Origin of the sequence: Planktothrix tepida PCC 9214 (genome assembly GCF_900009145.1) — a bacterium.
GTDB lineage: Bacteria > Cyanobacteriota > Cyanobacteriia > Cyanobacteriales > Microcoleaceae > Planktothrix > Planktothrix tepida.
In genome coordinates, this window is the sequence record NZ_LN889815.1 from 75,576 (window position 1) to 89,297 (window position 13,722).

The window sequence follows — 13,722 nt, forward strand, 5'->3', positions numbered from 1 at the left end:
GAAAAGGTGTTAGAGGTTAGCAGAAGGTAGACAGTTCGCAGTTAAAAAAAAGAAAATTTTCTATTCTCCTATCTCCTGTTTCCTGTCTCCTGACACCCTTTACGTTCCAGATGCTTTGCGAATTTGTTCATCGGTGATTTCTTGGTTAATATCATTATTGTTCATCCGAACAGTTTTTCCTTTAGAACCCATCTTGACAGTTTTGCGAGTTCCTGAAGAAATCTTCTGAGTTTTTCGCAGTTCATTTTGAACTTCCGTCAGGGTTTCTGTCATGGCATTATTTCCAATTTTGACGGTCATTCGGCGGGCAGTTTCTAACAGGTGTTCGGCTTGTTGTGGATTGTGATCTGCAATTTGAGTAGCTTGTTTAACCAATTGAGCGATATTACATTGTTGTAGATATCCCATCACTTCTTGATCAACTTGAGCGCCCATTTGTCCGGCGACAAACTGAACTACAACATTTTGTGGAGGCAGTTCGCCTCGTCGCTTTTGCCCTGGAATTTCATACGTTAAACCGAGTTGGGCAACACGCACACGAGCTTGAGGGCGACTTTCTAGGGTAAATTCTAGTATAAAAACCGTTTCATCATTCGCAATTGCATTACCAATAGGGTGAGGATCAAGGGTTAAAGGAAATTCGGCTTGTTCAGGATAAGCCCGAACAATTCGAGTGAGTTTAGCCCCTTTTACAGTTTTCACGGTTAAGGCTAAATTTGTGATTACTTCTTGTTGGGCTAGACTAAATTCTTCAATAATTGTTGCAGGTAAATCTGCAATAGAAACAGCATTTCCTGTGGCATTTTCAGGAACAATGGGAAACAGTTTTCCACCTGTAGTATCGCTCAAATGAATCAGCAAGTCTTCGGCATATTCACCTACACCTAATGCTGTAATCGGAATATTATTGAGCGCGAATTCTTGAGCCAGTTCACGACATTGATCTTCATCAAAGGTTTCACCATCAGTGAAAATTAAAGCTCGTTTAATAGTCATATTTTGTGGTGCTAATAAATTCAGACCATGACGCATTCCTAAGCCCATACGAGTACCACCGGAATAGTTTCTTAAACAGGCGATCGCATCCTCTAATTGACTGACTTGAGTTGCTGGAGTTAAACCGATGAGAGTAGACGCAGAGTCATCAAATTGAATAATAGCAACCCGATCATCCGGCTTTAGCCTACCGGATTTAACTAAGGCGAATAAAGAGTCAATGACAATATCAATTTTAGAGGTTACTCCTGTCACTTCTTGATAGCTATTCCCATCAACAAAAACGCTTCTCCCTGTCGGTTGAGGAACACCAATGATGCCTTCATACATTGAACCACTGGTATCAATCACAAAGGCAAAAGTTGTTGAAGGGCGAGTTTGAGCAACTTCCTGCGTGGGCCGCACTTTTAACATTAAAAACAATTTTTGGTCTGGAGAATTAGCAGGTAAAAACTCACGGTGAGGGGTAATTGAAACATTTAACATAATGACAGTAAGCTCCTAACTTTCATATTGAAATGGTTTTTAAATCAGAACCTCAAAGGAGGTAAAAACCCAATTGCAGGTTCAATGCCAGATAAATCTGGGGCCATTAAAGGTGGTATTTGTTGGTATCCTGATTCCTGCAATTGATTAAATTGTTCAGTAATCATTAAAGGTAAGTCAAGGGTTAAGATTGTTTCTCGATAGCCTTCTTGAATATCTTCTATCCAAGATTTGATCATCTGATTAAGATGACCATCGCTAATTTTACAAGCACTTTCTTTTTGTAGTTGGTTTCGCATTTGATGACGAACTTCTGGGGTAAAAACTAAGCTGGGATTATTTTCTTGGGCAGTTGTTAAATCCAGAGTGTAGCTAAACCCCTCCTGTTGGGCAGAATTTAATTTAAGCTTAAACAGATACTTAACCATACTGAATTTTAATGAATAGCCTTAAATTGAGATCGGGTTTCAACAGTGATGCTCCTTATTGTTTCGTTAAATTACTGTTAGCAGTTCTAACTTCTAAGGTGACATCTCCGAGTTTTCGTTTATCTCCATTTGAAAGTTCATGTCTAAGAATTTTCATTCCTTTATCTTTCATTGTTTCGTCAAACTCCATAATAATTTTTTCTCCTTCTGTGTAAATTTTGGCAGTCATTGGGGGATATCCTTGACTTTTTCTCAGGTAAACATGAGCATCTTCTGAACTTCCTAATAGAACTGGTTCTGCTCCTAAATTAATTTTGGTTTGTTCAGTCGGTGTCCATGAAACCACCAGCCAAGATTGACGGCTAAACTGTTCAATGAGAGCGATCATTAAACCAATGAAAAAGCCAATAATCGCAGCCCCAACTAATCGCCCGACTAAATCACCGGACACCGCAGAAACGATTAGAAATCCAATCGATCCTGTCGCACCGCCAATAGCCCCTCCCTGTAAGGCACGACGCCTTTGCAGGTTGGGAACAAAGAAGGACATTCCTCCTCCGACAAATGAGCCTAAAATTGTCCAGCCGAACAGTCTACCTGCATTAACTAAGATTGGAATACTGGCTACAGGTAAAAATAGTATTTGCCCAGCGACTCCAGCAATAAAACCCGCAATTAAGCTTCCGCCCGTTCCTTTCAACCCCTCTGATATCGTCAAAATACGTCGCCGTAAGTAGTAGTTTTGCCCAGCAATTAGTGCTAAAGCTACCCCAATTGTTAGAATACCTGTCCATACAGAAATAACAACAACAAGTCTTCCAAAGGATTTCGTAGAAAATTCTCTGTTGCTCTGCAATCCTTTGATAGTTGTCTCAGCAATTCTTTCCCCAACAACAGGTAAAATTCGCTCAAAACCTTCCCGTCCAGAAGCTGCTTCACTGAGTAGAAAAACTTCACCAGGGGTACTTGCTTGTAAGCCTTCAAAGGCTGCTTGATCACTACTTTGTATGACCATGTGCAACTGATCAATCTTATAGTCACGCAATACATTTACTGCTTCAGGTACTGAAGGCGTTTCTTTATCAGGTATCTTTGGTAGTGCGTCTGTAATCAGAACAATGACTTTCGTAGCTTGAGGACGGAAAGGCTGCCGTGCTGCTAGTACCAGGGCATCAAGGCTACTTTCTGGATCATCTCCACCCCCGTTTGCTAGGAGTCGGCTCACTTGCTGGCTAAACATCTCACTATTAGAAGTAAACACAGAACCATCAAAAGACAAAATTTGGGGTTCTTCACCTTCCAAAAGATCACGAAAAGCAATCAATCCGACTTGTCCGTCGAGTTTTCGTAAACTAATTTCACGAGCAAAGCTTTGAATACCTTGTTGTACTCCCTTAATTTCTCCTCCCATACTGCCTGTCACATCTAAAACAAACATGACATCGACTTGAGGTAAAGGTGGAAGGGGTTGTGCAGAAGGTGGCAGTGCTACAGCTAAGAGGATTTCTCCCACAATTGCCGCACCTAAACAACCCACTGCCCCACATAAGCCAAACAGTAAAGGCTTGCTGAGTTTTTGTCGGAGTTGACCAAAGAAGTTGTTCATGATTTTAGTTTTATATAGCTGTTTTATCAATTTATAATTCAAATGATAAACTTATTGATTTTCAATCATGCGGTCATAAACCCTCCTTGAAATTTCAGGAAAAATCTTCCAATCATCCCCAAAGCTAGGATTGTCAGCTAAGATGACTAAAATGTAACGAGTTCTTCGATCAGGACTCTCGATAATAGCTGCATCTTGACGACTTTCAAATGTCCATCCAACTTTTGAAAAAACGTAACTATCTTGAGGCAAAGATTCAGCAAAGAAACCCTCAATAGAATTATATTCCTTGTGTTTCCAAACTTGCGGATTTAAGTCCCGTTTTAACAAATCTTTAATTTTTAAGCTGTATCCTTTAGAAATAGCTTGGTTACTATCAATTTCATAAAGAAGTCGAGCAATATCATAACTGGTTAAATGATTTCTAATCGGTAACGTTCCTTTTCCGCGAATTTGTAAATCCCTACCTTTGTCTGGTCTGTCTAAATTGAGATAAGGAATGGGAAAGTTTTTCTGGCTAACATTAAGATTCCTATAACCAGCATTCTCAAAAAATCCATTAACCGATAGTCGCTTATCCGTCCAAATCTTGAGTTCTTCCGAATTCAATTCTCCGCCAGATTCTGTTCCTGTAATTGCATCAACAACACGGCTAGCGGGTTCATTATCAGAATCTTGAATCATTTTATAAATATCTTGCTCTGAAATCGTCCCCTCTGGAAGAATACCAGCATCGTATTGTCCATATAAAGCAACTAACCAGAATAGCTTAGAAACACTAGCTGGAAAAATAGGTTGATCATCAGAATAGGAAGCATAACCACAACAGTTATTGGGATAACTTAAGTTAACTAAGCTAATGGATAAGTTATGGGTTGATAAACCTTTAGCTTGTATCAAGGCTAAAATCTCATCAACAATTTGTTGTAATTTTCGATCAGTTTTAAAGGGAGGAGGGTTTTTAAGGTTATAACTGAGTTTTGAAGAATTAGAAGATGCGACAGATGTGGGAGGTAGAATAGGTGGCGATAACACACTATTGATTTCTCCCTGACCTTGTAACTCGATTGTAAATGTTTGATCCTGTTTTGACTTAGGAGGATTAATCACTAGGATGTAACTCCCTTTTTGAGACAATTCTTGTTCCAGAAAACCCTGTAATTTCAGTGGACGATTGTTAGGCTGAATTAATGTAGATTGAACACTGGTATCCATGACTAATTTTTGACCTACACCACCATAAAAACGATAGCAATTGGCAGATTCAATTAAGATTTCTTGAGATTGGTTTGGCATAAGATTTAAGTCTTTAAATGTTTTACATTGGCTATTTGTATTACCCAAATTTTGAATCCAAAAATAGAGTCCGATAATACTCAAGATTCCAGTAGGAACTGAATAAAGAAATAAGTAAAACCTCAGCCTTTTAGGAGAATGGATTTTACGTTCAGGTATTTTTTTAGGCATTATTCTGCTCTTTTATAGTCGTAAATTTTCCAATTTCCATTTTCTTGTGAGAAGAAATAAGTATAATTCCGGGTTGATGAACCTGATACGTTATAATCAATCCCATTAGGGCCATAAAGTGTTCGATCTTCATATATACGAACAGTGAGGGACGGTTGACTTCCTGAATCAGAAAAAGAGATAACTTCAGTAACACGAGCATCTTTGTAATCGTAACGAGAATTATTTTTTTCTAACCAATCAATTGAACCATCGGGTTTAGTAATATCTGTATAAAGTGGCCCTGTCGTGTATTGATTAACTAATTGCCGATTAAAGGGGGGAGCAAAGATTTTAGATTTAGAACCTAACCAATTTCCAACTAATTGAGCAGCTTGATTCTGACTTAATCCACTACTACTAGAACTTGATGAAACAGAAGGTTGAGGAACACTGGTCGGAGATGAAGTTGGGTTAACAGGAGAAGGAGTAGAGGCAGCTTGTAAGGCTCCTAAACTCATCTCTAAATTAAATGTTGTAGCGCCTTTGAGTGCAGCAACTTGAATGGTATATTTTCCATTTTTGGGTAGTTCAACCCCCTCTAAAAGAGTTAAATCTTGTGTAAAAATCCAAATACAAATATCATCTTTAGTTTGATAACTTAGTTTTTGACCTGCTTGACCTTCAAAAGTATATCCCAGAGATTTACCAGATTTGACTTGACCTGATTCTTGGGTTGTTCCTGAAGTTGTTAATGTAATCGGTTTAACATCTTTTTCTTCTAAGGAAACAGAGGGTTGTTCAGGACAATCACCGGAGATAGAATTAGGAGTTTGAGAAATAGAAGGATTATTACATCCAACGATTGCAAATAATAAAACTGAGATAGGGAGTTTTTTCATGGCTTTAAAACACTAAATAGAATAGAAGTAAAGAGTTCATCCTAAAATTACTTAAGTTCTAATAAATTAGGTTCACCGACTATAGCTCCATTAATTTCTGTTCCTACAAATTTTGCGAAAGCTTTAGCTCGTTGTGAATCCGTAAAGGAAGCAACTTGAATCCAAGCAATGTTAGTTTTTTTATTGCTTCTTTTTAAAGCATCTGTGCAGAATAAAGCACGGGCTTTACTGAGATTTGCTTCACTATAGGGAATTTTTACAGGATAAAATCGAACTGGATAGGCATTCGGATCATTGGGTCGAGAATCACCACAGGACACTTGAGGAAAATCTGATTTAGAGAAAGAATAAGAGGAAGGAATTGGAGTTGACTGAACAGGTACAGGTTGAGGAGGCGGAACAGAAGCAGAAGCCGATTTAACATCTAAACCGATTTCTATATCAAAGGTTTTGGAACCTTGAAGCGTAGTAATTTGTACAGTATATTTACCATCTTGAGGTAAGCTTGTACTGGTAATTACTTCATTGTCTGGGCTATAAATCCACATACAAATTCCTTCCGTTGTTTGATAACGAAGTTGTTGATTTTTTTTTCCGATAAAGCTATAGCCTACGGCTCGACCTGTTTGAACGATTCCCGATTCTTTTATCTGCTGACCCTCAATTGAAATGGTTTTCACATTTTCAGGAATTAATGTTTCATTTGGTGTTTGAGGACATTCCTTCATAGTTGTTTGTGCCTGAATTTGGCTAAAGAGTGGAGAATCACAACTTGATAGAATTAAAGAGAATAAATAGAAAAATATTCTTTTCATGAATTTCTCCTAACCTTCAAAGGCTTCTCGTTTTAAATGTTCAGCCCATAACCAAAACGGAACAACGCCACCTCCAATTAAAACTATAAAAATTACCAATAACATGATCAGGCGAGTCGGTAAGGGAAGCGATCGCCCAAATGCTGTGATAGTATAACCTTTAGGTTCAGATTCTACAGATTGAACCGTAACTTTTACATCATGTTTAGAACCTCGTTCTGCATTGGGTTCACTGTAGGTAATTTGATATTCTCCTAGCAGAGCATTTAGAAATAACTTCAGTTTTTCTGCAACCGTTTGAGCATCGGCAGAAAACTCAGAAACGCCTCCAGTAATTTGAGCAATTTCTGCTAAACGGGCTTGATCAACAAATTCTTCTTCTGGAACTTTTTTATCTCCTTTTCCAATATCCCTACGAGTTGCAGCCCGTCCTAAGCCATATTTCTGACCCAGTTGTTCCGGTGTTAAACCATAACCCAAAGTATGAACAATAATCTGCTCATTCCGCTTTAATAAAGCTCTGAGATTTTCAAAGTCTTGTTCTTCATTGGCTTTGTTATGATAGCCATCAGATAAGAGAATAACAGATAGTCTAGGTTGAGGTTGATTAGGATCTTCAGGAATTGTAAAACGCGGATCGGCATCATTGGCTAAAAATCGAATGGCACGACTCAACGGTTCATAAATATTCGTCGAAGCGCAAGGTGTTTCACTGGCTAAAAGATCCAGATAGTTACTGAGTTTGTAATCTCCGGCTGGAAAAAATTTATCTAGGTTTTTTTCTCTGACCGGATAACCTTTTTCACAAGCAGAGCCAGGATCGCCAAAGGGAACAATAGACACTTGTGGTTTGGGACAGACTTGATTTTTAGGACAGCGTTCTGCTAGAGCATTTGTAAATTCTCGAACCGCATTAATCGCTCCGTCAAGTCGAGTTGTTCCTCGACTATCTTGTTGGTTCATACTACCGCTATAGTCCAACAAAACAATAATCCAAGCCGGAGGCGGAATCGTATCTTCGGGGCTTTTCCAATCTTTACTGCGAAATTCTAAGGGTTTATTATCAACCGTTAATTGAAAATTCGTATCTTGCAGAAAAACTTCCGGTTTGTCATTGGCATCTTTAACTTTAATCCGAACCGTAACCCGATCCTCATTAACAAGTGGGTTATCAATAATTTCAACGGTTTTAACCTGGGCTAAACTGGGACTACTAAAGTAACCTGCTAGTAGAATAGATACACTAAGCCTGCGTATCCAGAAACCGATTGTAGTAGACAAATCGATAGATTTTTTCATCGTTAGAGGTGTTCTGGTCTAGTGGATAAAAAGTCAGCAAATAGTTATGCCGTAAATGAATTTCACGACGAGATCCTAGACGATCTCCATTAACTTCGATGGTGTGATAAAACTTGGGGTTAGGAACTAAAACCGCTTCACGGGTTTTAATTTCTAAATCGGCTGCGTGCAGAGGTAAACCAGGGATACGAATATTCGCTTTTTCAGATGATCCGATTCTAATTTTACCCTGAGTGGGTAATTGAATCGATAACCCTTCTTCAATTTCATCGGCTTCGCTATCGCTGACAAATTTCAGTTGGGAAGTATCAATCCCAGGATAGGATTTACTGTTAGTATTTGCGTTGGGATCAAAATCTTCATATTTTGGCCCGGTGTATTCAAATCCGGCTCCGGCTCTCAGGGCTGCCATGTAGCTTGGAGAAGTGGAAATACTAAATACAAAACCAAGCAACATTCCCAGAATAGAAAACCCAACAGGATCTTCAATGCCTTTAAAAGCGGGGGGAAAAGCGCCAATTTGTCGCAAAATTTCAAAAATGAGTGCTGCGGATAAACTGGCAATGATACTACCCGTTAAACTGGTTAATAACCGTTTTCGGTAGCGTTTGCGATCGCCTGCTTCTATGCTATGCCATCGCCAAGTGATGCCCTCAGCTAGACCAATAGAACTGCCAATTAGCAGCCAACAAACGATTCTCAAAATTCGAGTATCAAAGCGAATCTGAGGCAGTAGAACAATTTGAGAAATTCCGCCCGTAACTAAACCAGACAAGATTCCGAATCCCATAGCAATCATAACAGGAATCACGGCAATTTGCAAGCTTAATTTTGGTCGAGTGGGACTACTAATTAAAACTTCTGTTAAGACCATTCCAATAGCCAAAGAGGAGGCAATGCAAGGAAATAACACAACTTCAGGAAACTGTTTCAGCACTCCTAAATCGGTTAAAAAGATTTGACCGATATTCCAGCCAATTAAGGCGGAGGTAATTCCAGCTAGGATGTAAAAGTAAGCTCTCATTGTCCTTTTATTTGTGATTTACTCTGCATTAATTATTTTAATTGTGCTTTTATTTTATTCGCAGTGTCACCGTCTTTATCAATAATTCCATCGGCTAGTAAGCCATTGTTTTTTTGATATGTATATATAGCATTAACCCACGTTTTCTTTTTTTGAGGGTCAAGATTTGTTATAGAATCAGAATTTGTATTTTTTAAACCTAGAATCTGCATAATTTTCTGTTCATCTTGCTTATTGACACTTCCATCAGCCTTTTTAATAAGGTCTTCAATTGCTAATTTTGTCCTCTGATCGAATACATTGACTGCCTTAGTCTCATCTAAACCTGCTGGAGGTTTATTAGATTGAGTAGCTGAAGGGCTAGGGGGATTAGGTGGATTTGTTGGGTTATCTTTTTTCTCTATGGGATTACTAGACGGAGGCGTAGGAGTAGGTGAAGGTTTAACACTTACTGTTTCTGGTTGTTTATCAGCCTTTGCTAGACCAACCGTTAACCCTGCACGAAAACCCAATCCTGTAAATATAAATAAAATAACTAAAACCGACCAAACTGGTACTTGCATAGGAAATTCCCCACATTTAATGTTTATAAGTAAAGTTTTTTTGAAAGCCAAAAACAATTTTTCTCTTTTAGTTACTTTCCTTTTTAATTGAATCCCATAAAAATTAGGATTACCTCCATTTTGTTTAGGCAAGTTAGAAATTATTTTTTTAGAAATTTTACCTTTTCCATAAGCAACATAAGAAAAAAATGCAGCTAATTCTGGTGGTTTTTCTAACTTTTGAAATAAGTCAGCTAACGGTTTGTAGTATTCTATTTTAGGTGTATAATCATTTTTCCAGAAAATGCTTAACTGTTCTAAAATTGGTTTCCATCTAGGATGAATGTTATGTTCAAAAGATAAATTATTTTTTCCCTTTGTTCGGAGCATTAATTTCAAATCACGCTCTAGCTCAGGAATAAATTTTTCGTCATAATACTTCTTCCAAAGTCCATTCGGTAGTTGTAATAACCAGACAGCAACCTCGACTTGTTCAGGATGTTCAAGTAAGCTAGGAATTAGGATTTTGACCCCCTCAACTAGATTGTTAATTAATCTTGGAGTTTGATTAGAAACTTGTCTGAGAGCATTGATAATTTCAGTTTGGAAATTCTCAGAAGTTTGATAATGATCATCCTGTTTACCCCGCTTAGACATCCAAATTAAATAGTCCGATAACATCTCTGGAATTAAAATGGCTTGCAGGGTTAAAAGCCTCACCATTTGGGGACTATAAATTCCTTGAGATCGCCCTTGAGCCGCCCCTTGACTGTCAAATAAAGATTTCCAGTAATTCTCATTAATTTGGGGATCATTCAAAGCATTCTCTAAAATGAGAATCTGCTCAATCTTGACCTGTTCTCGACTACTCAACCCTTTAATTGCAGACTTAATCGACTGTTCCCCAGAAACATTAACGGTATATTGGGGTGTAATAGCAGTGATTCGTTGTAACAGTTGTTCAGCTTTTTCACTGGCAGGTTGAATTACTTGAAACCGTGTCGGTTGTTCTAACGCTTCCACTTTAAACGCCCAAGAAATGGGTTGATTTCCTGCAATTTGTCTTGCCATTTCATTTAAAATTAGAGGCGCGCAGGGTTGCTGCCAAGGAATAATAATCGGTATAGGATTATCAAGTAACAATTTAAACTCATCCCGTAAATTGATAGGGGATGAACCTGTTTTTGGATAAACAGTTGGACTGTCAATCGTTTTAGCATCATAGGGATTAAAAACCGGAAAGGGGCGTTGATTAATAATCCAAGCTAAAATATTCCCCAGATTGCCAATTTCTTTACACAAAAAATAGCGATACATCGAAGCACCCCGTCCCCGATCATCTCGACCTTTTGTAACAACAGCAATTACTGACCATTCCTCACCATTGTCCGATATTTCACGACCAATAACAGCAGGTTCATCACTAGAAGCTCCCTCTGCAACAGCAAATTCTCGGTTAGTAATCGCTCTTTGAACTGCCACAGGAATTTGAGCAAGGGTTCTATTCATATATTCCCCTGTAAACCCCCGCGAAACCCAACCCGTGCCAACTCTTTCAACTTGAATTCCGGTGCTAAATTCGTGAATTTCAATCACTGATGGATTCATAATTTTAATCCTTATCTAAGTCTTTGTGACGATCGCCTGTGCAGAGCCAATAAATGGGAGCAACTAAACCGAAAGGTCGCCACCGTTTCGGATCTTTAATAATAGAAGTTGTGCCATCGCGATCGCGGGTTAACCGTTTAGAATTGGGTTCAGGAAATCGAGTTCCTAACATTCCAAAGGCAGAAGTTGTAAAATAATCGACTTGACCTCCTCCCATATTTTCCCAAGCTTGTAATTTTCGATGAACTTGCGGAAATCGCATAATTGCTAACTCTCTAGGTTTATGGCGATTTACCCACAATTCTGATTGTTCACATTTAGACATAACAAAGGCAATTCGTCGCTTACTCATGCCAATATCTGTCCGATCTAATGCCATCAAAAACTTATCTAAGCCATTGGCATATTCAACATCTTTCCGATGGGTTGTACCATCCACCAGAAACATTATCCCTGATGCTTGTAAACAATCTTCTAGGTAATCTTCTAGTTGAGAATTTCCGGTTTTATACAGTAAATCGCTGAAAAATTCCCCCGCATAATCTTTACAACTAATATTAAGCTTAACCAGTTGCGATCGCAAGGTTGCTTTCGCATCTTTCCACGAAAATTGACCTTTCAAAACAATACTTAATGTGTAGTCTTTTACCTCTTGCGCCATTGCATTTAAGTCAGTGGGTTCTAGTTCTAACCCCTGTTCTAAAATGTTTTGAGCTTTGGTAATCAGTTCATTTCCCGCCTCTCCAACCGGAATCACACTTTGTACTGGACTATTGGGATCAGCATTTGGCCAATAGGCTAAAGAAGCCATATAAGCTGTTTTGCCAGAACCGCGATCACCTATCACCCGTAACACCGCATCTTTATCAATCGATTGGGGTTCCGTTGAACCTTTTTTCGGATTTGTTTTGAGCCAATCTAGCATGATTTTCTATCCTTTTTTACTCAGCCAATACAGAGGGTCAATCATGTTATAAGGATGCCAATGGGAAGCCTCCCTTAAAACAGAAGCTTTGCCGTCTTTCCCCTGTTCATCAACTCGGTTGGGGCGAGGATCAGTTCTTCGGAGAACTCCAAAGGTTGATATTGCATAAAACCTTAAATTTTTAGAATGAATTCTTTCTTTTAAAGTCGCTTTAGTATTCGGTAAATGAACTCCAAACAAATCAATTTCAGGTTCAATTCTTCCTGGCCAAAGCTCTCCTCGTTCACACTTACTCATGGCAATTGCTAATTTTAAATCGTTGAGCCGATCATTAACATCCATGAGGTCAATAAATCGATTCATTACCCGATTATAAAAATTATCAGTTCCCTTTTTCCATTCCGGTAATAAAATTAAACAACCTACAATATCTTTCATCAAGCATTCCTTAATGAATTCTTCATGAATAGAATCCGATTGGTTAGGTTCAGCAATTTTTTCTTGTTTAGGTTCAGCAATTTTTTCAAACACTTCCCCTGGGTAATCTCGCACATTCAAGTGAAACGATTCTGTTTTACTGAAGATATTCTTTTTGATTTCAATATTAAAAGAATAAATGGGCAAATTATAAACGGATTGAATTGCATCCCCAATCACGGTGGGTTCTACAGATTCTCCTTGACAGATAATATTTTCTGCTTTATCGGCAATTGCCCTAGAATCATCATTTAGAGGTTGCAGGTTAAAGTTTTTTGATTTACTACTCAGTCGCTTTTTATAAGCTAAAGCGGCTAAATAGGTTGTCTTTCCCGAAGCTCGTGGCCCAATAATGCAAATGTTGCCCATTTTCACTCTCCTTTTATTTAGCTAAAAAGCTTCCAAAGTAAATCCAAGGAAGTTCTAATAAATCTCGATTTTGAATGCTGGTAATAAAGCATCTGACCGCTAACCCCGAAACTTTTTTATTAATTTCTTTGATTTGGCTTTGAATCGGTTTAAAATATTTTTGAAAAATATAATCATGTCGTTGCTGCCAGTTCATTCGAGAACGGTTAGGAATATAAGCCAGTTGGCTTGCTTCTTTTTGCAAATCACAAAACAAATCTGCTTTATTTAAACAAAGAGCTAAATGGCGAATTTTGGGACAATCTTGATGGAAGAAATCAACCCATCGATTAAACCGATTACACCATTGTTCTTGGGTAATAAAGAGGTCAGGATCATAACCTGGTTTAATCAATTCTCGATAGGGAGGAACAATTAATAAAATCCCCTCACTTTGGCGCAAATTTTCTAAAAATGTCTTCCACTGATCAGAATTTTTAGATTGCCAAGTTTTGCGCCAGATTTCACCCGGAGTATCGATCCAGTCCAAAGAAATTTGCTTAGAACCCGTTGGGAGAGTGACTTGTATTTCTAAAGTCCTTTCATAACTGGCTTGTTCAGCATCAGTTGCCCTTGTTCGTTGATGTTCGTGATCAAATAGGAATCCTTTCAGATATTCATAGTCTGGACTGATCACTTTGACATAATTGCCACTAGGATGAGCTAACTCCATTGCTAAGGATGTTTTGCCCGTTTCGCGATCGCCAATGTAAATAACTCCCACTAACATTACCTCTGGTTTTCAAGTCTGGACTACACT

General features: G+C 38.4%; 12 protein-coding genes. All 12 read right to left on the reverse strand.

The window, feature by feature from the left end; genetic code table 11:
- Positions 1–99: 99 nt before the first annotated feature.
- Complete coding sequence (locus tag PL9214_RS27035; RefSeq protein ID WP_072722414.1) at positions 100–1,482, reverse strand: vWA domain-containing protein; 1,383 nt, start codon at positions 1,480–1,482, stop codon at positions 100–102.
- Positions 1,483–1,526: 44 nt separating this feature from the next.
- A complete protein-coding gene (locus tag PL9214_RS27040; RefSeq protein WP_072722415.1) occupies positions 1,527–1,910 on the reverse strand; it encodes a hypothetical protein in 384 nt (127 codons plus the stop codon).
- Between the two features lie 55 nt (positions 1,911–1,965).
- Complete coding sequence (locus PL9214_RS27045) at positions 1,966–3,516, reverse strand: VWA domain-containing protein (protein ID WP_072722416.1); 1,551 nt, start codon at positions 3,514–3,516, stop codon at positions 1,966–1,968.
- A 51-nt stretch (positions 3,517–3,567) separates the two neighbouring features.
- Positions 3,568–4,812 (reverse strand): serine hydrolase, encoded by a 1,245-nt coding sequence (locus PL9214_RS27050; protein ID WP_139295175.1) that lies wholly within the window; start codon positions 4,810–4,812, stop codon positions 3,568–3,570.
- Positions 4,813–4,982: 170 nt separating this feature from the next.
- Entirely contained in the window at positions 4,983–5,864 is an 882-nt protein-coding gene (locus PL9214_RS27055) for an ARC6/PARC6 family protein (RefSeq protein WP_072722418.1), read from the reverse strand.
- A gap of 47 nt (positions 5,865–5,911) precedes the next feature.
- Entirely contained in the window at positions 5,912–6,592 is a 681-nt protein-coding gene (locus PL9214_RS27060; RefSeq protein ID WP_139295176.1) for a hypothetical protein, read from the reverse strand.
- Between the two features lie 96 nt (positions 6,593–6,688).
- The gene (locus PL9214_RS27065; protein ID WP_139295177.1) at positions 6,689–7,978 is read right to left on the reverse strand and encodes a vWA domain-containing protein; all 1,290 of its coding nucleotides are present in this window, start codon (positions 7,976–7,978) and stop codon (positions 6,689–6,691) included.
- Positions 7,923–9,002: a hypothetical protein gene (locus tag PL9214_RS27070; RefSeq protein ID WP_072722420.1), complete on the reverse strand. Its 1,080-nt coding sequence runs from the start codon at positions 9,000–9,002 to the stop codon at positions 7,923–7,925. The genes PL9214_RS27065 and PL9214_RS27070 overlap by 56 nt, the downstream gene beginning before the upstream one ends.
- Before the next feature lie 32 nt (positions 9,003–9,034).
- A complete protein-coding gene (locus PL9214_RS27075) occupies positions 9,035–11,152 on the reverse strand; it encodes a hypothetical protein (RefSeq protein ID WP_072722421.1) in 2,118 nt (705 codons plus the stop codon).
- A gap of 4 nt (positions 11,153–11,156) precedes the next feature.
- Entirely contained in the window at positions 11,157–12,077 is a 921-nt protein-coding gene (locus PL9214_RS27080; protein ID WP_072722422.1) for a hypothetical protein, read from the reverse strand.
- Positions 12,078–12,083: 6 nt separating this feature from the next.
- Complete coding sequence (locus tag PL9214_RS27085; RefSeq protein WP_072722423.1) at positions 12,084–12,923, reverse strand: TRAFAC clade GTPase domain-containing protein; 840 nt, start codon at positions 12,921–12,923, stop codon at positions 12,084–12,086.
- 13 nt (positions 12,924–12,936) lie between these two features.
- A complete protein-coding gene (locus tag PL9214_RS27090) occupies positions 12,937–13,686 on the reverse strand; it encodes a hypothetical protein (RefSeq protein WP_072722619.1) in 750 nt (249 codons plus the stop codon).
- Positions 13,687–13,722 lie beyond the last annotated feature (36 nt).